At 69.7% G+C, this 22,573-nt stretch carries 17 protein-coding genes; 11 read left to right on the top strand and 6 right to left on the bottom strand.

Annotation, left to right across the window (positions count from 1 at the left end; all coding sequences use genetic code 11):
* The first annotated feature begins 29 nt into the window (after nt 1–29).
* From EV380_RS00205 to EV380_RS00195, 3 genes are read left to right on the top strand one after another with little or no spacing between them, the layout of a single operon-like run.
* Nucleotides 30–860: a DUF1684 domain-containing protein gene (locus EV380_RS00205; protein WP_102160282.1), complete on the top strand. Its 831-nt coding sequence runs from the start codon at nt 30–32 to the stop codon at nt 858–860.
* Between the two features lie 60 nt (nt 861–920).
* Nucleotides 921–3,143, top strand: coding sequence for a cell wall-binding repeat-containing protein (locus EV380_RS00200; protein WP_130448522.1), 2,223 nt, complete (start codon nt 921–923; stop codon nt 3,141–3,143).
* A 58-nt stretch (nt 3,144–3,201) separates the two neighbouring features.
* Nucleotides 3,202–4,305 carry an NADH:flavin oxidoreductase/NADH oxidase gene (locus EV380_RS00195; protein ID WP_130448520.1) on the top strand — a complete coding sequence of 368 codons (1,104 nt, stop codon included), beginning with the start codon at nt 3,202–3,204 and terminating at the stop codon, nt 4,303–4,305.
* Nucleotides 4,306–4,413: 108 nt separating this feature from the next.
* Here the strand turns inward: EV380_RS00195 and EV380_RS00190 are convergent, their stop codons facing one another.
* On the bottom strand, nt 4,414–5,970 hold the full coding sequence (locus EV380_RS00190; protein WP_130448518.1) for an MDR family MFS transporter: 1,557 nt from the start codon (nt 5,968–5,970) through the stop codon (nt 4,414–4,416).
* A 210-nt stretch (nt 5,971–6,180) separates the two neighbouring features.
* Between EV380_RS00190 and EV380_RS00185 the strand changes: the two genes are divergently transcribed.
* Complete coding sequence (locus EV380_RS00185; RefSeq protein ID WP_130448516.1) at nt 6,181–6,720, top strand: NUDIX hydrolase family protein; 540 nt, start codon at nt 6,181–6,183, stop codon at nt 6,718–6,720.
* A gap of 28 nt (nt 6,721–6,748) precedes the next feature.
* The gene (locus EV380_RS00180) at nt 6,749–7,663 is read left to right on the top strand and encodes a DUF6707 family protein (protein ID WP_130448514.1); all 915 of its coding nucleotides are present in this window, start codon (nt 6,749–6,751) and stop codon (nt 7,661–7,663) included.
* 20 nt (nt 7,664–7,683) lie between these two features.
* Here EV380_RS00180 and EV380_RS00175 read toward each other — a convergent pair whose 3' ends face one another.
* On the bottom strand, nt 7,684–8,769 hold the full coding sequence (locus EV380_RS00175) for an FUSC family protein (protein ID WP_130448513.1): 1,086 nt from the start codon (nt 8,767–8,769) through the stop codon (nt 7,684–7,686).
* 116 nt (nt 8,770–8,885) lie between these two features.
* Between EV380_RS00175 and tgt the strand changes: the two genes are divergently transcribed.
* Both tgt and EV380_RS00165 read left to right on the top strand, forming a co-directional pair.
* Nucleotides 8,886–10,226, top strand: coding sequence for a tRNA guanosine(34) transglycosylase Tgt (gene tgt, locus EV380_RS00170; RefSeq protein ID WP_130448511.1), 1,341 nt, complete (start codon nt 8,886–8,888; stop codon nt 10,224–10,226).
* A 151-nt stretch (nt 10,227–10,377) separates the two neighbouring features.
* A complete protein-coding gene (locus EV380_RS00165; protein ID WP_130448509.1) occupies nt 10,378–13,074 on the top strand; it encodes a phosphoenolpyruvate carboxylase in 2,697 nt (898 codons plus the stop codon).
* 74 nt (nt 13,075–13,148) lie between these two features.
* Here the strand turns inward: EV380_RS00165 and EV380_RS00160 are convergent, their stop codons facing one another.
* Nucleotides 13,149–13,865, bottom strand: coding sequence for a queuosine precursor transporter (locus tag EV380_RS00160; RefSeq protein ID WP_242607447.1), 717 nt, complete (start codon nt 13,863–13,865; stop codon nt 13,149–13,151).
* A gap of 204 nt (nt 13,866–14,069) precedes the next feature.
* Here EV380_RS00160 and EV380_RS00155 point away from each other — a divergent pair, with 204 nt between their 5' ends.
* The 3 genes from EV380_RS00155 to EV380_RS00145 all read left to right on the top strand — a co-directional run bounded on the left by EV380_RS00155 (nt 14,070) and on the right by EV380_RS00145 (nt 19,047).
* Nucleotides 14,070–14,744, top strand: a complete 675-nt coding sequence (locus EV380_RS00155; RefSeq protein WP_165391855.1) for a TetR/AcrR family transcriptional regulator — start codon at nt 14,070–14,072, stop codon at nt 14,742–14,744.
* Nucleotides 14,745–14,794: 50 nt separating this feature from the next.
* The gene (locus tag EV380_RS00150; RefSeq protein ID WP_130448503.1) at nt 14,795–15,610 is read left to right on the top strand and encodes a hydroxymethylpyrimidine/phosphomethylpyrimidine kinase; all 816 of its coding nucleotides are present in this window, start codon (nt 14,795–14,797) and stop codon (nt 15,608–15,610) included.
* A 155-nt stretch (nt 15,611–15,765) separates the two neighbouring features.
* Nucleotides 15,766–19,047 carry a S8 family peptidase gene (locus tag EV380_RS00145; protein ID WP_130448501.1) on the top strand — a complete coding sequence of 1,094 codons (3,282 nt, stop codon included), beginning with the start codon at nt 15,766–15,768 and terminating at the stop codon, nt 19,045–19,047.
* A 57-nt stretch (nt 19,048–19,104) separates the two neighbouring features.
* Here the strand turns inward: EV380_RS00145 and EV380_RS00140 are convergent, their stop codons facing one another.
* Nucleotides 19,105–20,448: a Y-family DNA polymerase gene (locus EV380_RS00140; protein ID WP_130448499.1), complete on the bottom strand. Its 1,344-nt coding sequence runs from the start codon at nt 20,446–20,448 to the stop codon at nt 19,105–19,107.
* Nucleotides 20,445–20,855, bottom strand: a complete 411-nt coding sequence (locus tag EV380_RS00135; RefSeq protein ID WP_102160250.1) for a LexA family protein — start codon at nt 20,853–20,855, stop codon at nt 20,445–20,447. Before EV380_RS00135 ends, EV380_RS00140 begins: the two co-directional genes overlap by 4 nt.
* Nucleotides 20,856–20,977: 122 nt before the next feature.
* Between EV380_RS00135 and EV380_RS00130 the strand changes: the two genes are divergently transcribed.
* Nucleotides 20,978–21,904: a hypothetical protein gene (locus EV380_RS00130; RefSeq protein WP_130448497.1), complete on the top strand. Its 927-nt coding sequence runs from the start codon at nt 20,978–20,980 to the stop codon at nt 21,902–21,904.
* On the opposite strand, the gene EV380_RS00125 is transcribed toward EV380_RS00130, so the two are convergent.
* Nucleotides 21,882–22,550, bottom strand: coding sequence for a TetR/AcrR family transcriptional regulator (locus EV380_RS00125; protein WP_130448495.1), 669 nt, complete (start codon nt 22,548–22,550; stop codon nt 21,882–21,884). The two genes, EV380_RS00130 and EV380_RS00125, sit on opposite strands and share 23 nt — an antisense overlap.
* Nucleotides 22,551–22,573: the final 23 nt, after the last annotated feature.

Genomic DNA, 22,573 nt, shown 5'->3' with positions numbered 1-22,573 from the left:
TCGCGCGCGCCCGCCCGTATGCTGTTGGTATGAAGCAACCGATCAACAACGCCGAGGCGTCCTGGCGGCAGTGGCACCGCCTCCGCGAGGAGGGCCTGGCCGCGGAATTCGGCTGGCTGACGCTGACGTCCTACCAGTGGCTGCCGTCCGCCCCGGGCCCGCTCGACCTGGTCCCGGGCGAGTTCTCGGTCGCGGACGGCACCGCCGTCTACACGCCGGCGCCCGGCGGGCCCGTCGACGACTACGATTCCGGCGCGCCCGTCGTCGAGCCGCTGAGCGCGACCCTCGCCGAGGACGAGTCCCGCTACTGGCTGCGCGTGCCGGCGGCGACCCGGGGCGGCGCGGACGAGACCGTCGTCGAACTCGGCGTGCGCGGTGGCCGCTACATGATCCGCACGCGCGCCCGCAGCACGCCTGCGCGGGACGCCTTCGACGGCGTTCCGACCTTCGACTTCGATCCGGCGTGGGCGCTCGCCGCGCGCTTCGAACCGTACGCCGCACCGCGTACGGAGACGATCGGCAGCTTCCGCGCCGACACAACCCTGACCGCAGAGATCGCCGGCGACGTCGTCTTCACCGGCGGTCCGGCCGGCGGCCAGCGGCTGGCCGCCGAGCAAGGGGCCGACGGCTCGCTCACGCTGCTGTTCACGGATCAGACCAACGGCGACTCGACGCCGGCATGGCGCTTCGTCAACGTCCCCGCCCCGGCGGTCGACGGGAGCCTGCTCGTCGACTTCAACCGCACGCTCGTCTTCCCCTTCGCGTTCTCGGAGCACGCCGTCTGCCCGGCACCCCCGCGGGGCAATGCGCTGGACATCCCCGTGACCGCCGGCGAACGCGGCCCTGCCGCCCGCGCCTGACGTTCCGCGCCCATCGACTCATCACCCACTCCACCGCGCACCGACCAGAAGAGGCCTCACGTGATCAACGCTGTCCGCTCCCCGCTGACCGCACTCGCCGCCGCCGTGCTCGTCGCGACGACAGCTCTCGGTTCCTCCCCCGCCCTCGCGGCCACAACGCCGGCGCCGGAGCCCGAAGCCGCGCAATCCTCCGCCACGGCATCACCGCTGCCCGCGACTGACGCGCCGAGCCCGACGGCGGCCGCAGAGACGCTACGGGCGGAGTCCGACGACGCCGCGGCCGCAGCCATCGCTATCTGGGAGGCCTTCGGCGCTGGGACCGTCGGCAACGCCGCGCGTCTGGAACTCGCCGCAGCGGCCTACGAGGTCCTCGGGCTGCCGGGCGTCGATCTGGGCGCTACGCAGTCCCGAATCGCCGAGACCGGCGAAGCCACCGTACCCACGCGCGAGGAACTGCTCGCCTACGCGGACGGGCTCACCGAGCTGGCCGGGGAGGACGACACCGTCGCCGCCGCGCGCGGCGCCTTCGAGCGCAGCGCGCCCGCCACGGCCTTCAGTGCGCGGACGAGCTACCGGCCGCCGGGCGTGCTCGGCATCGACGTCTCGAACCACCAGGGCACCGTCGACTGGAAGTACGCGTGGGGCCAGGGCAGCCGGTTCGCCTACGTCAAGGCGACCGAGGGCACCCGCACGCAGAACATCAAGAACGCCCACTTCAACACCCAGTACACCGGTGCCGGCCAGCAGGGCATGCTCCGCGGCGCCTACCACTTCGCGCTGCCCGCCTCCTCCTCCGGGGCGGCCCAAGCCGACTACTTCGTCGCCAGCGGCGGCGGCTGGAGCGCCGACGGGAAGACCCTGCCGCCGCTGCTCGACATCGAGTCCAACCCCTATTCGGCCCCCGTCCACCCCGACGGCAAGGGCGACCGCTGCTACGGCATGACCACGGCGCAGCTGGCGACGTGGATCCGCGACTTCGGCAAGCGCGTCGAACACCGCACGGGCCGGCTGCCGATGATCTACACCGGGCGGGATTTCTGGGACACGTGCATGAAAGGCGACACGACCCTGCGCAGCTGGCCGCTGCACGTCGCCGCCTACCCGGAGAAGACCAACCAGCCGAAGAACCCCCGCCAGCTGCCCGCCGGCTGGACGACCTTCAACATGTGGCAGTACACCGACGAGTCGGATCTCGGCGACCGGACCCGGCCCTTCGACGCCAACGTCTTCAACGGGGACCTGCAGGGACTCAAGGACTTCGCGCAGAACCGCCGCAGCACCCCCTACCGCATGACGACCGACTACCTGGGCGTCGACGTCTGGGACGCTTCGCTCCAGGACACGATCACACGCATGCGCTCGAAGCGGCTCTACGGCGACACCCGCTACAGCACCGCGGCAGCTGTATCGAAACAAACGTTCCCGTCGGGGTCGCGCAACGTCGTCGTCGCCTCCGGCCAGGACTTCCCGGACGCTCTCTCTGCGAGTTCGCTCGCGAGGCGTCTGAACGCGCCGCTGCTGATCGTGCAGAAGTCCGGCGTGCCGAGCCCGACAATGACCGAACTGAAGCGGCTCAAGCCGTCGAACATCCACATCGTCGGCGGCAAGGGGGCCATCACCGGGGCCACGGCCACAAAACTGGCCGCCGTCGCACCCGTGAAACGGCACCACGGCGCGACCCGCTACGAGACGGCGGCCGACGTGGCCTCGAACTTCCCCAGCGCCGGGACGGTGTACCTGGCCACCGGCAAGGACTTCCCCGACGCCCTCTCGCTGGCGGCGGTCGCCGCGAAACGGAAGCTGCCCCTGCTCCTGACGTCGACCGACACCCTGCCGAAGGCGACGGCCGACCAGCTGCGCCGTCTGAAGCCGACCCACGTGGCGATCGCCGGCGGCACAAGCGTCGTCTCCACGAGTGTCGAGGCGCAGGTCAAGCGAATCCTGCCGAACGTCAAGATCGTGCGCTTCTCCGGTGCCGACCGGTACGCGACGTCAGCGGCCATCGCCAAGAGCTACTGGCCGAACACCACGAGCCCCACCAGCAACGGGGCGCAGCGCCAGTTCTACGCCAACGGCTCGTCCTTCGCCGACGGACTCACGGGTGCCGTCGCCGCCGCCTACAACGACGCTCCGCTGATGCTCGCACGCAAGGCCTGCTTGCCGGCGTCGATCGCGTCGGCGCAGGCGAGCATGAACGGATGGACAAGCGTGCTCGTGGGCGGGCCGGCCGCGCTCTCCGCGACGGCGGTCTACGGCACCGACGGGCATCTCAAGCGCTGCTAGGGACGCCCGTCGGCGCGCGGTGCGGAATACGCGCGTCGCGTCGGCGGTTGGGCTCCACGTGAGCATTCTCTTCGAACCCGTGACCCTGTCCACCAACAACGGAGGGTTCACGCTGCGCAACCGCGCGGTGGTGGCCCCCATGTGCCAGTACTCGGTCGACGCCGAGGACGGCGTCCCGACCGACTGGCACCTCTCGCACCTGGGCGCGCTGGCCGCGGGCGGGTTCGGCCTGGTCATCGCCGAGGCGTCCGCCGTGAACCCGGCCGGACGCATCTCGCCGCGCGACACCGGCCTGTGGAACGAGGATCAGCAGGAGGCCTGGTCGCGGATCGTGGATCTCGTGCACGCCAACGGCGCGGCAGCTGGCCTGCAGCTGGCCCATGCCGGCGCGAAGGCCTCCACCTGGCCGATGCTGCCCGACTTCGGGGACGGCTCCGTCCCACTCGCCGACGGCGGCTGGACGACCGTCTCCGCCTCCGTGACCGACATCTTCGGCTACGCGGAGAACCGCGAGCTCTCGGCCGAGGAGATCGACGGGATCGTGCAGGACTGGGCCGACGCCGCCCGCCGCGCCGACTCCGCCGGTTTCGACATGATCCAGATCCACGCAGCCCACGGATACCTGCTGCACCAGTTCCTCTCCCCGCTCGTGAACCGTCGAACGGACGAGTACGGCGGCTCCTACGAGAACCGCACGCGGCTGGTCAAGGAGGTCGTCGCGGCGGTGCGCGAGGTCTGGCCCGCGGAGAAGGTCCTCGGCATCCGCTTCTCCGGCACCGACTGGGTCGACGACGGCTGGACGTTGCGGGAGACCGTGCAGCTCTCCCGCGAGCTGCGCGAGATGGGTGTCATCACCTTCGACCTGTCGTCCTCCGGCATCGGCCCGTACCGGGGTCCCCGCACCGGCCCGGGCTACCAAACGCCGCTGGCCGCGGCCGTCAAGGAAGGCCTCGAGGGCACCGACGCGTTCGTCACCGCGGTCGGCGGCGTCACCACCGGCGTCCAGGCCGAGCACATTCTCGCCACGGGGCAGGCCGACGGTGTGGCCATCGCCCGCGCCGCGCTGGTGAATCCGCACTGGGCCGCCGTCGCGGCGAGCGAGCTGGAGGTCCCGCGGATGGAGAATCCGCGCGCCCAGCAGCTCTGGCGCGGCCGCTGGTAAACCGCCGCCGGACTGCTCAGCACACTGCGCAACGACGAGTGGTTGCCTGAAACTGAATTCAGGCAACCACTCGTCGTTGCATTCTGGGGCCGGGGGCGTTGAACCCGCCTAGTGCGCGGCCGGCACAGCCTGCGAGTCGGCGAGCTCCTCGTAGACCGGCTTGCGCATCAGGAACGTCAGCGCGAAGACCCCGGCCGCGAAGAACGTCGCAGCCAGGAAGCCGGCCTGGTAGCCCTGCACTGCGGCATCGAGATCCCCGACGCCGGCGGCCACGGCCGAGGCCGTCCCGGAGGCCATGATGCCGACCAGCAGGGCCGTGCCCGCTGCGCCGCCGAGCTGCTGCAGCGTGCTGAGGACGGCCGAGCCGTGCGAGTGCAGGTGGTGCGGCAGCGGGTTCAGACCGGTCGTGAAGGCCGGAGTGAAAAGCAGTGCGAAGCTGAGCGACATCACCAGGTGGGCGACGACGAGCATCCATACCGGCGTCTGCGCGGTCAGCTGCGTGTACCCGGCGAGCACCATGACGAGCAGCGCGCCGCCCGGGATCATGAGCGGGCGCGGACCCACCTTGTCGTAGGCGCGGCCGACGAACGGCGCCAGCAGCCCCATCAGCAGCCCGCCCGGGAGCAGCAGCAGACCGGTCGCCAACGGGTCGAGCCCGCGCACGGTCTGCAGGTACATCGGCAGCAGGATGATGACCCCGAACAGCGCCACCATGGCCATGACCATGAGCAGCAGCGAGACCGTGAACGGCCGATAGCTGAACGGGCGCAGGTCCAGCAGCGCGCGGTCGGAGCGCTGCAGACGCAACTGCATGAAGGTGAACACCGTCAGGCAGACGAGAGCGATGCCCAGCGCGACGAACGGCGTGGCGCCCGGACCGGTGGCCGCCGTCGTTCCGCCCTCGGCCCCGTGGCCGCCGCCCAGCGAGCTGAGCCCGTAGACGAGCAGGCCGAAGCCCGGAATCGCGAGCAGCAGCGATGGGAAGGACAACGGAGTCGCCGTCTGCTGCGTCTCCTCGGTCATGCGTCCGAGCATGCGGGCGCCGAGGACGAGCGTGACGATCGCGATCGGCAGGACCACAAAGAAGATCATGCGCCAGGGCATGTACTGCAGGATGAGGCCGGAGATGGTCGGGCCGATCGCCGGGGCGACCGAGATGACGATCGAGACGTTTCCCATCATCACGCCGCGCTTGGCCGGCGGGACGATGTCGAGGATCGTGGTCATCAGCAGTGGCATCATGATCGCGGTTCCCGTGGCCTGGATGACGCGGCCGAAGACGAGCACCCCGAAGATCGGGGCGAGCGCGGCGATGAGCGTGCCGGCGGAGAAGAGCGCCATCGCGAGGATGAACGCGGTGCGGATGGAGAGCCGGCGCAGCAGGTAGCCGGTCGTCGGGATGACCACGGCCATCGTCAGCATGAAGGCCGTCACGAGCCACTGGACGGTGTCGGCGGTGACGCCGAACGTCTCCTGCAGCCGCGGGAGGGCGACGTTCATGATCGTCTCGTTCAGGATCACCACGAAGGCGGCGATGAGGAGCACGATGATCGTGGTCCGCGCCGCCGGGGCCAGCTTCTGGTTCTCAGGAGCCGCGGCCGCCGGGGCGTGACCCGATGCGACCGTGTGCGGCGCGGTGGTTTCGGGTGCGGAGTCGTTGTGCACAAAGGTCCTTAAAAGTACGACGCCGGCTCTCCGGTTTCAGCGGAAGGGCGCCTCGGGGTGGTGACGGGTCGCGTTTACGCGCGCAAGAGCTCACGGTATCGCATTCACGTTCAACAATAGACTACCGATTCGTATTCCCCAACCACTCAATTCGCTGGTCCTACGGGGCGGCTGATGCCCGTTCGCCGTCGAATGCGCTAAACATGGAGTATGAGCGTACGCACTCCTGACCCGTACCCCGGGTGGCTGTCCGACGAAGACCTCTTCGAGGCCCGTCAGCGGTTGCCCATCGCCTATGTCGAGGCGATCCCGGTCCGCGTCGACCCGCTGGGCTACGTCACGGACATCGGACTGCTGTACACGGCGGACGCCGAGGCCCAGTTCAAGTTCGCGTTCGTCTCGGGCCGCGTGATGTACCGCGAGACCGTGCGCGCGGCCCTGACCCGCCACATCGAGCAGGACTTGGGGCCGCTGGCCATGCCCCAGCTGCCGCCTTCGCCGGCCCCGTTCACGGTGGCCGAATACTTCCCATCCCCGTCGGAGACGGGTTTGACCGACGAGCGCCAGCATTCGATCGCGCTCTGCTACATCGTCCCGGTGCGCGGCGAATGCAACCCGCGTCGGGACGCTCTCGACTTGAATTGGATGAGTCCGGAGGCGGCGCTGAGCGCGGATGTCCAGTCCGAGCTGCCGGGGGGCCGCGGAAACATCATCAAGCAGGCACTGGCCCACGTGGGCTGGTGCCCCTGACCCGCCCTCCAACACGATGCAGGACCTCATGCCGCAGCGCCCCTCCCCGTACCAACCCGATGACCCCGCAGTTCGCATCCGCAATGTTCGAGCGGAGCAGGTCCGCGTGGGCGACCGGTTCATCACCCGCCACGGAACCCCGAGCGCCGAGGTGAAGAAGCTGGGCGTCATTTCCGACAGCTTCGGCACTCCCGCCCTGGTGGAGGCGACGCTGGCCAGCGGACAGAAGGCGACGATCGCCTACGGGTCGTCGATCCGCGTGCACACGTCGGCGCCGGCGCCGCAGCTGAGCTTCGACGACCTGCAGTCGCTGCCCGTCGAACCGGAGTCGCCCGAGGCGGTCCTGCTCTCGATCGCCGAAGGCTACCCGGACGAGCCGCGCGTGCTCGAACCGACGGCCGGGCTGGCCCGCGGTGTGAACCTGAAGGCCGGCGCCCATCTCGAGGCGATCTACGAGCTGGCGCAGCTGTTCGTCGTCGATCTCGACGACCGGGCGAGTGCCTGGCGGATCCTCGAGATCCTGACCGAACTGCCCTTCGACGGGAACTTCGGTCGCTGGAAGTGGGTGGAGTCCGCGCTCGCGTTGGCGGCCTTCATGGCGTACGACGGCGGCGACCTGGACGCCGCCGAGCGCTACTCCGCAGCTCTGCGTCAGACGGACCACGAAGAGTCGGACCCGGTCCAGGCCAAACTCACCGCCGAGTTGCGGCAGCGTCAGCTGGACGAGCCCAATCTCTTCGACCGTGAGATCCACCGCGCTGTGGCCGCCCGCAACCCGCGGACGGAGCGCGAGTGGCGGCTCCAACGCCTGAGCACGCTGCTGTACCTGCTGGCCCACGGCGGCTCCCGCACACTGGACGCGGACGAACTCCGCCGTCGAATCCAGCACGAGCTCAAGACGCTCGGCGCACCGGGCGAACGCCCGGCCTGGAGCGCGTCGTGAAGCCGCGCCTTTCCTGAGGATTACGCGCCGCGGCCCTGATCGCGGCCCCTCAGACGGCGGCCGTAGGCCGAACCGGCCAGGACCACCGCGATGCCGACGGACGCTCCGATCGCCGTCTCGATGATGCGGTCGTACAGAAGGCTCGTCTCCAGCCCCTGGGCGAGCGAGACGCCCGTCAGTGCCAGGGGCGTGACGCAGACCTGGGCCCAGAAGTAGTTGCGGATGATCAGCATCTCCGTGCCGAACTGCAGGAGCCCGATCAGCAGCAGGAGCCCCCACGTCGGCGGCGACCACCAGATGATGACCGCCATGGCGCCCAGTCCCACGACGGTGCCCAGAACTCGGTGCACGCCGCGGGCGACGCGGTCGCGCGTGGTGTGTCCGACGAGCGGAACGACGGCGGCGACCATCGCCCAGTACGTGTGCTCGGTCGAGAGCAACGGAGCCAGCCCGTGGGCGATGGCACCCGCGACCGCCGCCGCCAGGACGTAGCCGACGGACTCGATCCAAATAGCCTTGCGCACCACCGGCTTGAGCGGTTGTTCCGCCGGATTCGGCTGCGCCAGACCGCGGAGGCGTTCGGGTTCGGGCTGCCGCCACCGGCCCACCTGGCCAATCGCTAGACCCAGCACGAAGGTGGCGGTCGCCGTCGCGAGGGCCTCCCACCAGGTGACATCGAAGGGCAGGGTGGCGATCGCGGCGAAGGCGAAGATGTGGAAGAGCGAACCCGCTGGACGGATCTGCAGCAGCCCCGTAGCCACAGAGCACGCGCCCGCGATCACCGTCGTCAAGCCGATCGCCGCCCACATGCCGGCGTCGGTACCGACGTCCAGGACGCTCCCGGCCAGCAGTGCGAGGAGGATGACCATCCACATGAGCCCACCGCCGCGCAGCTGGGCCTGCAGGCGCCGGCTGTAGCTCGGGCCACGGCCGTAGATGTTGGTGAAGGCCGCGAACACCGCGAACAGTGCCAGGTCGACGCGGTCGAGGCCCACGACGACGGCCAACGGCAGGAAGACGCCGAATCCGGCCCGCAATGCCGCCCGGTGGTCCTTCTGGGCAGGGCCGAGCCGGAAGAGCTGCCGCCAGTGCAGGGGATCGTCCATGCTCCTAGTTCTACCTGCTCGCGGGCGCGTGTCGGTGGTTTCGCGGCCCGTATGTGAAGAACTCCACGGCGCGGGCCGGCGCAGGAGGCCCCGTCGCGTGGGGCACACTTGTTCTCATGAGTTCGTCCGCACAGTCAACCACCCCAGCTCCGCTGCATCCCGCCGCCCCCGGGACCACACCCGAGGCCACCCCCGTGAGCGCGGACGTGCCGTCGTCGCACCCGCGGCAGGGTGAATTCGGTTTCACGGTCGGCGCCCGGCTCGACGGCACCCGGGCGCGCACTGGCGTCATCCGCACCCCGCACGGCGAGATCGCCACCCCCGCCTTCATCGCGGTCGGCACCAAGGCGACGGTCAAGGCCGTCACCCCCGAGGCTGTGGCCGACTTCGGCGCTCAGGCCGTCCTCGCGAACGCGTACCACCTGTATCTGCAGCCCGGCTCCGACGTCCTCGACGCCGCCGGCGGCCTCGGCCGGTTCATGAACTGGCCCGGCCCGACCTTCACCGACTCCGGCGGTTTCCAGGTCATGAGCTTGGGGTCCGGCTTCAAGAAGGTCATCGACATGAAGGCGACGACGCCGTCGGGCTCCGACGACGCGGTCGCGCCCGGCAAAGAGCGCCTCGCCAACGTGGACGACGACGGCGTCTGGTTCAAGTCCCACCTCAACGGCGACGTGCACCGCTTCACGCCGGAGGTGTCGATGAACGTCCAGCACGAGATCGGCGCCGACATCATGTTCGCGTTCGACGAGCTGACCACGCTGCACAACTCGCGCGCCTACCAGGAGGAGTCGCTTGAGCGCACACGGTTGTGGGCGGAACGCTGCATCACAGAGCACTTCCGGCTGACCGATACCCGCGTCGGCAAGGAGTACCAGGGCCTGTTCGGCGTGATTCAGGGCGCGCAGTACGAGGATCTGCGGCGCAAGGCCTGCCGCGACCTGGCGGCCATGCCGTTCGACGGCTTCGGCATCGGCGGCGCCCTGGAGAAGGAGAACCTCGGCACGATCGTCGGCTGGTGCGCTGACGAGCTGCCGGAGGACAAGCCGCGGCACCTGCTCGGCATCTCCGAACCGGACGACATCTTCACGGCGATCGAGAACGGCGCCGATACCTTCGATTGCGTCTCCCCCACCCGCGTGGCTCGCAACTCGGCGTTCTACACGCAGCACGGCCGTTTCAACCTCTCGGGGCAGCGGTACAAGCTGGACTTCACGCCGCTGCAGGCCGGCTGCGACTGCTACACATGCACCCACTACACTCGCGCCTACATCCACCACCTCCACAAGGCCAAGGAGCTGCTCAGCCACACGCTGATCTCCATCCACAACGAGCGGTTCGTGGTGCGCCTGGTCGACGAGGCCCGGGCGGCGATCGAGACCGGGACGTTCTTCGAGCTCAAGGAACGCGTGCTGGGCGAGTACTACGCCGGGAACCCGGACCCGCAGGGCGCCTGACGCCGTCGTGTGTTACACGTGCGCGCCGCTCTGTCTTGCATCGTTACGCCGGAGCATGTGAACTGACTCATCAATCGCGCATTCTTGGTAGCGTGAGTTCCGATTCAGCGTGACGACGGGGTCGCGGAAGTCATCCAGCAAGGAGATTCCCATGCCCCAGACACTTGACGGCGCCCTGACCGAGGCCGACGCGCACACCCGTGCCGCCGCCTCCCACGAGATCCCCGATGCCATGCGCCACGACGTCGGCCTGCTCGGCGGCCTGCTGGGCCGCGTCCTCACCGAGTACGGCTCCGAGGGCCTGCTCGACGACGTCGAGAAGTTGCGCTCCCTGGCGATCTCGGCCGTCGAGGACGCCTCCGGCGACACCCTTGCCGCCGCGGAGGAGCTCGTCACGTCCTTCTCCCCCGAGCGTGCGAAGGAGGTCGCCCGCGCGTTCACGTGCTACTTCCTGCTCTCGAACCTGGCCGAGGAACAGCACCGCATCCGCACCCTGCGCGCCCGCGACGGTTCGGTCCCGCTGAGCGAGCAGAAGCCCGCAGACTCGATCGCGTCGGCCTTCAATCACCTGGCCGGCGAGGTCGGCGAGGAGGAGGCCTCGCGCCGGCTCGCCGAGCTGCGCTTCCACCCTGTGCTGACCGCGCACCCGACCGAGGCCCGCCGCAACGCGATCGCGTCCTCCGTCCGCCGCCTCGGCGACCTGCTCGACGAGCGCGACGACCCCCGCATGGGCGCCGGAACCCTGGCGAAGAACGAGCGCGACATGCTCGCGGAGATCGACAACATGTGGCGGACCGCGCAGCTGCGCGTCTCCGCTCCCTCGCCGCTCGACGAGGTCCGCACCGCGCTGAACGTGTTCGACTCCTCGTTCTCGAAGGTGTTCGTCGAGGCCTACCGCCGCATGGACGACTGGCTGCAGGGCGAGGACCGTGGCGCGAACAAGCCCAAGGCCCCCGCGTTCATCCGCCTGGGCTCCTGGATCGGCGGCGACCGTGACGGCAACCCGAACGTGACCGCGTCGGTGACGCGCGCCGCCGTCGGGCAGGCCGCCGACCGCGTCCTGACCGAGCTCGAGACCCGCGCACGCACCGTGGGCTCCGCGCTGACGCTCGACGACCGCTACGCCGCGCCCGACGCCGGGCTCGAGGCGTTGTGGTCGCGGCAGCGGCAGCTCTCCGAGGAGCTGACCGAGCAGGCTGCGCAGCACTCCCCGCGCGAACCTCACCGTCAGGTGCTGCTCGCGATCTCCGGGCGCATCGCCGCGACCCGCACGCGCGACGCCGACCTCGCCTACGGCGAGCCGTCCGAGCTGATCGCCGACCTGCGAATCGTGCAGGACTCCCTGGTGGCGGCCGGCGCCAAGCGCGCCGCCTACGGCGACCTGCAGGACCTGATCTGGCAGGTCGAGACGTTCGGCTTCCACCTCGCCGAACTCGAGGTGCGCCAGCACTCCAAGGTGCACGCCCAGACGCTGAAGTGGCTGGACGACCCGGAATCTGTCGAGAAGATGGCCGTGCCGGGCGAGGAGGTCATCGAGACCTTCCGCGCGATCGCGTCGGTCCAGCAGCGTTACGGCATGTCGGCAGCGCGCCGCTACATCGTCTCCTTCACGCAATCCGCGCAGAACCTCGCCGACGTCTACGAGCTGGCCGAGCGCGCGCTCGGCGGCGCGGAGAACGCCCCCGTTCTCGATGTCATCCCGCTCTTCGAGACCTACGAGGACCTGCAGAACGCCCCGCGCATCCTCGCGGAGATGCTGGACCACCCGACCGTTCAGCGTCGCCTGAACGAGACCGGCCGGCGCATGGAGATCATGCTCGGCTACTCAGACTCCGCGAAGGACGTCGGCCCCGTCGCGGCGACGCTCGCCCTCTACGAGGCGCAGGAGAAGATCGCCGCGTGGGCGAGCGAGAACGACATCGTCCTGACCCAGTTCCACGGCCGCGGCGGCGCCCTCGGCCGCGGCGGCGGACCCGCCAACCGGGCCATTCTGGCGCAGCCGCCGCACTCTGTGGACCTGCGCTTCAAGGTCACCGAGCAGGGCGAGGTCATCTCCGCCCGCTACGGCAACCCGGAGATCGGGCTGCGCCACATCGAGCAGGTCGCCGCGGCGACGCTCATGTCCTCGGCCCCGTCGGTCGAGCAGCGCAACGCGGCGGCCGCTGCGCGCTTCGCCCCGCTGGCCGAACGCATGGACGAGGTCTCGCGCGAGCGCTTCGACGGCCTCGTCGGCGCGGACGGCTTCGCCCCGTGGTTCGCCCAGGTCACCCCGCAGGACGAGGTCGGTCTCCTGGCCCTGGGCTCCCGCCCGGCCAAGCGCGGCCTCTCGGTCGAGTCCCTCGAGGATCTGCGGGCCATCCCGTGGAACTTCGCGTGGGGCCAGGCGCGCATCAACCTCACCGGCTGGTACGGACTCGGTTCCGCGCTCGAAGCCGTCGGCGATCTGGAGACGCTGCGCGACGCCTACGCCGACTGGCCGCTCTTCCGCGCGCTCATCGACAACATCGAGATGTCGCTGGCCAAGACGGACCGCCGCATCGCCGAACGCTACTTGGACCTCGGCGACCGCGACGACCTCGCCGGGCTCGTGCTCGAGGAACTCGACCTGACCAGCAAGTGGGTCCTGGCCATCACGGGCCAGGAGCGCCTCCTCGAGGGCCGGCGGGTCCTCGGCCGCGCAGTCCAGCTGCGCAACCCGTACGTCGACGCCCTCTCGCTGCTGCAGCTGCGCGCCCTGCGTGCCCTGCGCTCGGACGAGGAACTCGACGAGGCCACCCTCTCCGACCAGCGCAACCTGCTGCTCATCACGCTCAAGGGTGTCGCTGCCGGCCTGCAGAACACCGGCTAGTCACCTCCCGCACCAGCACGGCGCGACGCCGGCACCCACCCGGGTGCCGGCGTCGCGTCGTTCTCAGATGTGCCTCACGCCGCGGCGGCGTAGCTGGGCTCGCGGCGCTTGAACCAGGCGATGACCGCGGTCGTGACCGGCACGAAGAGGACCTCGACCGCCGTCTTGTAGAGGAAGCCGACGATCACGTAGTTGGCGAACGTCGGCGCGTCCGAGATGCCGATGACCGACGCAGCGATCGAGCAGAAGATCAGCGTGTCCGCGAACTCCCCGACACCGGTCGAGCCGAGCAGGCGGCCCACGAGCGCCTTCTCTCCGAAGTGGGCCTTCATGCGCACGAGCACGTAGGAGTTCAGCAGCTGCCCCACCGCGAAGCCGAGCAGGGACGCGGCGACGATCTGCCACACCGGACCCAGCGTCGCCGCGAGCGCCTCCTGCCCGTCGTACCATTCGGCCGCGGGCAGGGCGATGACGATCCAGAAGCACAACGTCGCGAAGGCCGAGAGCGCAAACGTCGTGATGATCGCTCGGCGCGCGGCCTTGAACCCGTACACCTCGGAGACGACGTCGCCGAGGATGTACGCCAGCGGGAACAGGAAGAACCCGCCGTCGGTGACGATCGGGCCGAAGGTCACGCCCTTGGTCGCGCCGATGTTGGAGAGCACGACGACGAGCGCCATGAGCGCCAGAACGCTGGAGAAGTAGGGGCTGCCGGTGGCCGCGAAGGCCGCGTTGCGCACGCGGGTCCCTGCCTCCGGGGCAGGGCTGGATTCGGGGGCTGCTGAAGCCATGGGTGTCTCTCGATTCATTGAAAAGTGGTTCGCCTCGGCCGCCGGAGTCGTCCCGGGCGCGGCCGGCTGTATTAGCACTTGCCCTTTCATTCTCACACGATCCCCCGGATGCCGAGGCGAATCGCCGGAATCCGGTCAATTTTTTGAACATGTTCAAAAATAGATAGACTGGCATGGTTCCCAGCAGATCAAAGGGGTGAGCACGTGCAGCAGGACTCAAAGTCGACCCGCACTCGCGCCAAACTGAAAAGTGCAGCGTTCAAGCTTTTTCGGAGCAAGGGTTTCTCCAATACCACTTTGCGCGCCATCGCCACCGAAAGCGGCGTCTCGCTCGGCAACACGTACTACTACTTCGAATCAAAGGACGACCTGGCGCTCGAACTCTTCGATGATCTGCTCGCCGAGCATCGTGCCCGCGTCGCTCCCGATCTGGCCACCGGGAACACTCTCGAGCACAACCTCCGCAGCCTGTGGGACGGCCTGCTCGACGCTCTGGAGCCCTATCATGACTGCGGCACCGCGTTCCTGCGCGCCGGCGGACTGCCCCCGCCGGACGAGAACGGCGCGCTCGTCGCCGCGATCGACTCCTCCCGCCCTCGGGCACCGCTGCCCGTCCGGCAGGGGCTCCCGGAACTCGTGCACCTGATCACGCGCGCGATCCTGGCGTTCTGGGCCGCCGACACCTCCCCGGATCGACACCGCTCCCGCCTACTCGTGGCCCGCGCTGCACCGCTCACCGCCCGGATCGCCGTACTCTCCCGCCTGCCCGTGGTGCGCACCATCCTGGACGAGATCCTGGCCCTCGTCCGCGCCCTCGGATCCGAAGACGACGCCAGGAGTCGGCGCGTTCGGGGCGCCGCGGGCGGCCGCGCGGCGTAGGCCCGCCCGACGTCGTCGTTCCGGGGACCGGGGGTCCTAAAATGGTGGGCATGACTTCCACCGATTACGCACCGGCCCCCGCCATCACGCTCACGATCGCCGGCTCGGAGGCGACCGGCGGCGCCGGCGCGCAGGCCGACCTGAAGACCTTCCAGCAGCTCGGCACGTACGGCATCGTGGCGCTGACCTGCATCGTCTCCTTCGACCCGAAGAGCAACTGGAACCACCGGTTCGTGCCGGTGGAGCCGGGCGTGATCGCCGACCAGCTCGAGGCCGCGCAGACGTGCTACGCCGGCGCGCTCGACACCGTCAAGCTCGGCATGATGGGCTCGCCAGCCACCATCGACACGGTCGCCACCGCGCTCAAGGGCCAGTCGTGGCGGCACGTGGTGCTCGACCCGGTGCTGATCTGCAAGGGCCAGGAGCCGGGCCACGCGCTCGACACCGACGAGGCGCTGAAGGCGAACCTCCTGCCGCTGGCGACGTTCGTGACGCCGAACCACTTCGAGGCCGAGCAGCTCTCCGGCATCGCCATCACCGACGAGGCGTCCTTGATCGAGGCGGCCAAGCGCATCCATGACATCTCGGGCGCCGCCGTACTCGCCAAGGGCGGCGTGCGACTGAGCGGCCAAGACGCGATCGACGTGTTTTACGACGGCGAGACGCTCGAGGTCCTGCGCGAAGAGAAGATCGGCGAGGTCGCCGTCTCAGGCGCCGGCTGTTCCCTCGCCGCGGCCGTCACGGCCGAGCTGGCCAAGGGGGCGACGCCGCTCGACGCGGCCCGCGCGGCGAAATCGTTCGTCACGCGCGGCATCCGCCGCCGCGTGGCCTCGGCAGCGCCGTTCGACGCGCTCTGGCAGGGCTGAGCCGGCCCGGCCGAGCCCCGCCCGGGCCCCGTGTGACGGTCAACGCCACTCCCGGAAGTATTAAACAACTCCTTGACAACTAGGCTGGCTCGCCTAGGCTGGCACGGTGAGACGCACATCACTCTGCGTCCGGCTACCGAATTCAAGGAGCACCCATGAGCAATTCGCACCGATACCGGCTGTCCAGAGCCGTCGTCGCCGCGTCCGCTGGTCTCGCCCTCGCGGCGACCGCGGCGCTGCCGGCGGCGGCCACGACCTCGTCGCAACCGCTGGCGGAGGCCTACAGCGGGACCTCGCTGTCCGGCACCGACCTGAAGATCTCCCCGTCGCTGGCCTCGGCCACCGGTGAGGTCTCCGTGTACGTCCAGTTCGCTGGCGAAGGCGCCTACGAGCAGACCCAGCCCGCGGCCGTGACCAAGAGCAACGGCAAGCCCGTCAAGGCGAAGGAAAAGGTCAAGAAGGTCCGCAAGGACATCGAGGCCAAGGGCCGGTCGGCCGCGGCGCAGGCCGCCTCCGACGTCATCTACACGACGACGAACGCGCTGCCCGGCGTGGCCCTGCGCGGCAACGCGAAGAAACTGCGCACGCTCGCCGAACGCGACGACGTCGTCAAGGTCAGCGCGATCTCGCCGAAGGAGCCGTCCAACTCCGGCGCCGTGATCGACACCGAGGCGATCAACGCCTGGCAGGATCTGGGCCAGACCGGCGAGGGTGTGAAGATCGCGGTCCTCGACACCGGCGTCGACTACACCCACGCCGGTTTCGGTGGCCCCGGCACGCGCGAAGCATATGATGCCGCGCAGGCGTCGGAGGAGTTGCCCGCGGCCGACTCGGGCCTGCTGGACCCGGCCAAGTTCATCGGCGGCTGGGACCTGACCGGCGACGACTACAACGCGAACCCGAACGCCGACTCGTACCAGCCCGTGCCTCATCCTGACCCGAACCCGCTCGACTGCGCCTCGGCCGGTCACGGCTCGCACGTCGCGGGATCCGCCGCCGCCTACGGCGTCGATGCGGACGGCAACACGTTCGACGGCGACTACTCGACGCTGACTGAGGCCCAGGTCGCGGAGATGAAGGTCGGCCCGGGCACCGCCCCGCTGGCCGAAGTCATCGGCATCCGCGTCTTCGGCTGCGAAGGTTCCTCCGCCGTCGTCGGGCAGGCCCTCGACTACGTGCTGGATCCGAACGGCGACGGCGACTTCTCCGACCGCGCGGACATCGTGAACATGTCTCTCGGTTCCGATCACTCCCCCGTCGACGATCCCGAGAACGACATCGTCGACGCCCTCAGCGAGCTCGGCATCCTGTCCGTGATCGCCTCCGGCAACGCCTCCGACGTGACCAACGTGGGCGGCTCCCCGGGCAACTCGGCCTCGTCGCTGACCGTGGCCAACTCGGTCGGCTCGACCGTGACCCTCGACGGCGCCGACGTTCTCGCGCCTGCCGAGTCCGCCGGCCGGGCCGCGGGCCAGTACTCGGTGAACTTCGACTACTCCGCCGCCTCCGACGAGCAGCTGCGCGGCACTGTGCAGATGGCGCCGGCCGACAACCGCTTCGGCTGCGACGCCTGGCCCGACGGGACCGACCTCGGCGGCAGCTGGGTCTGGATCCAGTGGGAGGAGAACGGCGACTTCCCGTGCGGTTCGACCGCCCGGTTCAACAACATCGAGGCCGCCGGCGGCGCCGGCGTCGTGCTCGACTCCCCGCGTCTGGTCTTCTCCTCGGGCATCGCGGGCAACGCGACGATCCCGGGCATCCAGCTCAACAAGACTCACTCGGATGCGCTGCGCGCGGACGCCGAGGCCGGGACCCTGGAGCTGCAGCTCGCCCAGGACCTGATCGGCTCCACGAAGGACGCCTCGGGCGCGCTCGACACGCTGAACCCCAGCTCCTCGCGCGGCGTCCACGGCTCCGACGGCATCGTGAAGCCCGACGTCGCCGCCCCGGGCACCCTGATCGGCTCGGTCGGCGTCGCCGCCGGCGACGGCGCGGCCGTCATGTCCGGCACGTCCATGGCCACCCCGCACGTTGCAGGCCTGGCGGCACTCGTCTACGGTTCGGGCGACTACACCCCGTACGAGGTCAAGTCCCGCCTGATGAACACCGCCACGGCCGACGTCATCGCCGACAACGGCGAAGCCTTCGGACCGAACCGCGTCGGCTCCGGCCGCGTGATCGGCAGCGCCGCCCTCGAGACCGGCTCGATCGCCTACGCGAGCGAGGCACCGGAGATGACTAGCGTGATCTTCGGCGTGATCGAGCTCGGCGCCGAGACCTACACGGCCACGAAGGCCGTCACGGTCGAGAATCAGTCCGACGCCGCCGCCACCTACGCGGTGTCCTACTCCCCGTCGTCGGAGATCCCCGGCGCCGTCTACACGCTGAGCACCGACGAGGTCTCGGTTCCGGCCGGCGGCACCGCCGAGTTCGACGTCACCCTGACCGTGGATCCGGCCCAGTTCGCCAAGACCATGGACCCGACCCTGGAGTCGTCGCAGTCGGGCCTGGCCCGCCAGTGGATCGCCGACGCGACCGGTCGCGTCGAGCTGTCGGCCCCGGACGCGCCGACCCTGCGCGTCCCGGTCCAGGCCGCACCGAAGCCCGTGGCGGACATGACCGCGCCGAAGAAGGTCAAGGTCCGCGACGGCGAGACCTCCATCCCGCTCTCGGGCCGCGGCGTGGACGCGGGCGAGGGTGCCGAGAACGTCACCTCGCTGGTCTCCGCCTTCGAGCTCGGCGCGACCTCGGATGAGCTCTCCGACACGACGGCGGCCGGCGTGGCCGAGATGGATCTCGCGTACGTCGGGGCCAACTCCGACGCCGCCACCGCGGGCGTCGCCGACGGCGTGCTGAACTTCGGCGTTGCGACCCACTCCGACTGGGCCCACCTGGCCGGCGGCACGGAGATCGAGGTCCAGATCGACGTCGACGGCGACGGTTCCGCCGATTTCAGGACGTACACGACCCGGTTCGACGGCATCGATCTGGACATCGCGTCGACGACGGACGTCGCCACCGGCGAGAGCGTCGACGCGTGGCCGGTCAACGTCGTGATGGGCGATGTCGATTCGAACCTGTTCGATTCGAACGTGGCGACGCTGCCGGTCTCGCTGGCGGCGCTCGGCATCGAGGACGAGACCGAAATTTCCTACCGTGTGGCGACGTACAGCTACTACCACACGGACGATTCCGGGAACATCATCCCCGTCGACAGCACCGAATGGATCGGCTACAACCCGGTGAACCCGAACGTCTCCTTCGCGGGTGACGGTCTGGTCTTCGCCGATCAGCCGGGCACCTCGCTCGAAGCCGACGTCACCACGGCCGGCAACGGCAAGAAGGGCAAGGGCAAGCAGAAGCCGGTCGGTTCGGCGCTGCTGCTGCACCACCACAACGCCTCGGGCGACCGCGCGCAAGTGGTCTCCTTCAAGTAGGAGCCACCGCACACGCGGCGGCGGCCGGGTCCGATTCGGGCCCGGCCGCCGCCGTTTTCACGCCTTCGCGACGGGCAGGTCCTTCCACTCCGTGGTGTACTTCGGTGACGAGTACTGCCGCTTCATGCTCCAGTCCGCCGGAACCTGGACTCCGCCGGCGCCGAGCCCGATCGATGCCTGCCCGAAGCGCGCCTTCACGTCCCCCAGGAGCGAGCCCAGGTTCGCCGCCGCCTGCGCATCCCGTCCCGCGGCGGGTGCTCCGTCGTCGTCCGGGGTCCCGAACAGGTCGAACTCGCCCTGGCGGGCCGCGCCGGCCCGGGTGAGGCCCGAGAGCACGACGCCGGCGCGCACGTAGCGCACCCCCGGCACCAGGCGCGCCTCGAGCCCGGCGACGGCGGCGCGGACGATCGCGATGGGATCGTCAGTGGGCTCCGGCAGCGGCACCGAGACCGACGGGTTCGAGGCCTCACCCGCGGCGAAGCGGCTGGTCCCGGCAAACGCCGTGACGACGGCGGTCTGCAGGCCGCGCGCGCTCAAACGCGAGGCAGCGGCTTGCGCGTAGACCGTCATGACATCGGCCATCGCGGCGACGGTGTCGACGGGGGTCGAGAAGGAGCGCGAGAACATGATCTGGTGGGCGTCTGCGCGCTCGTCGATCGGGGCGATGCACGCGGTGCCGCGCAGCTCCAGGACCGTGCGCTGGAGGTTCACGGAAAACTTCTTGCGGATGCGCGCCGGATCGGCGGCTGCGAGGTCGGCGACGCTCTGGATCCCCTGGCCGGCGAGCTTCTCACCCGTGCGCGCCCCGACGCCCCAGACCTCGGTGACCGGCAGGCGCGCGGCGAGGCGTTCGAGGTCCGCGGCCGGCAGGGAGCCCAGCGAGCAGACGCCGTCGAGGTGCCCGTTGTGCTTGGCGATGTGGTTGGCGAACTTGGCCAGCGTCTTCGACGGGGCGACGCCCACGCAGACCGGGACGCCCACGAGCCGGCGGACGGCTTCGCGGACGGCCCGGGCGGTAGCGGCGAACGCGGGCTCCGCGGCGGCGGGCAGGCCGAGGAACGACTCGTCGATCGAGTAGACCTCCTGCCAGGCACCGAAGCGGCCGATCACCTCCATCACGCGCGCGGACATGTCGCCGTAGAGCTCGTAGTTGCTGGAACGGGCGACGAGGTTCATGCGTTCGGCCTCGGGGGCGAGTTGGAACCACGGGGTACCCGTCTTGATGCCGAGTTCCTTGGCCTCCGCGCTGCGCGCGACGACGCAGCCGTCGTTGTTGGAGAGCACGACGACGGGGCGGTCAGCCAGGCGCGGATCGAAGACGCGCTCGCAGGAGACGTAGAAGTTGTTGACGTCGACAAGCGCGAACCGGTGCCCCGTTGTCGCTTCGGTTCCGAGGCTCATAGCCGGTGCAGGCTCCGGGTGACCACGCCCCACACGTCGAGCTCGCCGTCGACGCGCGTGCGGACGGGCGGGCTCGGTGGCAGCGGTTCGGTCTGCAGGACCGGTCCGGCGGCCTCGATTCGGAGCCGGCGGACGACGAGCTCGCCGTCGAGGACTGCGACCACGACGTTGCCGTCACGCGGTGCCCGCGCCCGTTCGACGATGAGCTCATCGCCATCGGCTGCGCCCGCGCCCGCCATGGAATGACCGGACACGCGCATCACAAACGTGCTGGTCCGGTCCGGGATGAGGTGCCGGTTCAGGTCGATACCGCCGTCGTAGTAGTCCCCCGCCGGGGACGCGAACCCGGTAGCCGGGCGCGGGCGGAGGACTCCGGCGCTTTCCGCACCATCGATCGACTCGGTCATCACCGCACCTCACTTTGCCGAACAAGTCTTCGATAACCAGTCTATCCCCCAGCGGCGGCACCAGATTGCGGCGCAGGGCCTAAAATGGTTGTAGCCGCCGAGACCCTGCCAGGAGGGCGCACATGAGCGACACGACGCCGGATCGCGAACCGAACGACCAGCCGATTCCGCAGAATCCTTACGCTCCGCGCCCGCCGGAGCCCTCGAGCCCGGAGCGGGCGCAACAGCCACTGCCTCCGCAGCCGCCGGGCCCGGAACAGCCGGCGCAGCAACAGCGTCCCGACTACTCCTACCCCGTTTCCTGGCAGCAGACGCCGGACGGTCGCCCCTGGCCGCCGCCCGCGATGCCCGGTCCGCCGGGCACAGTCCCGCCCAAGGCCAGCGGTCTGACGATCGCTGCGATCATACTCGGCGTCGTTGCTGCTTGTCTGTCCCTCGTGCCTTTCGTACACTTCGCGGCGTTCCCCGTTGGCCTCGCCGCGGTCATCGTCGCCGGCATCGCCATGACACGAAAGCTCCACAGCCGCGCGCTCGCTATCGCGGGGCTGTCAACGGGCATCGCGTCACTCGTCATCGCTCTCCTGTGGACCCTCGCCTTCGCGGCAGTGTTCTCAGCGTTCGAGAGCTTCGACGACGAATTCGGCGCGCTGGGCGACTGGGCCGGACCGGGAGAGGTTGAGGCCTACACGTTCGAGGCCTGGGCCGACGTCCCCGCCGAAGTCGAGATCTACACGGGTCTCGCGGGCGATGGCTACCGGACCGAAGAAATCGAGGCGGGCGAGCCGTTCTCCGAGGTCATCGACATCGATGTGTGGGCCGGGAGCGTGACCGTCATCCACTACGGCGATTCCCCGGGCGAAGTCGGCTGCCGCATCCTCGACGGGGACGGTCACATGGTCTCCGAGGACATCGCCGACTCCGCGATCATGGAGGCCATGTGCTGGCCCGACGACGGGACCGTGTTCGACGATTTCGAGGGGGACGACCCGCTCGGGGCCGGACCAATGCGCGGCCCCGGGACCAGCCCTACTCTGTCGCGGCCGGCTTGATCGCGGCCAGACGGGATTCGACGCGGCTCACAAGCGCCTCCGCGGCGTCGTCGATCATCTCGACCGCATCGACGCGGTCGTCGTCGTACACCATGATGAAGACCCCGTCCAGCATGGCGACTGCAAAATGCGCAGTCTCCGCGGCGAGGCGCTGGGCGACCTCTTCGCCTTCGCTCGCATAGGCGTAGGCGATCCATGCCCGGACGTACTCGATGCTCTTCTGCATGCCGGCGTCCGCCTTGGCTGCGAACTTCTCGGCCAGCGGCGCCCGCCGGCTGAGCCGAAACCGCAGCTGCAGCTGCAGGAACTGACCATTGCGCGACTCCTCGAGGAGCCAGGCGCCGGTCGACCGGACGAATCGGCGCAACTTGTCGGCCGGCTCCGCGGCATCGCCGGGGTCGGGAAATGAAGTGAAGAACTGCTCCCCGCCTCGCTCCATGACCGCTTCGAGCAAGCCGTCCTTCGAGCCGAAATGCCAGTAGATCGAGCTCGCCGGAAGGCCCGTCTCCTTGCACAGCGCGGACATCGCGGTCCCCTCGAAACCCCGCTCTGACATGAGCCGCACCGCGACATCGAGGATATGCTGCCGGGAGGCCTCACCCAGTTCGCGGCGGCGGGCGTGCATCGGCAGGGGGGTTTCGTCCATGCGCAAAGAATACCCCTCGCGCA

The sequence above is a fragment of the Zhihengliuella halotolerans genome (genome assembly GCF_004217565.1).
Classification (GTDB): domain Bacteria; phylum Actinomycetota; class Actinomycetes; order Actinomycetales; family Micrococcaceae; genus Zhihengliuella; species Zhihengliuella halotolerans.
The sequence above is the reverse complement of the archived record's forward strand: the minus strand, read 5'-3'. Positions and strand labels throughout refer to the sequence as shown.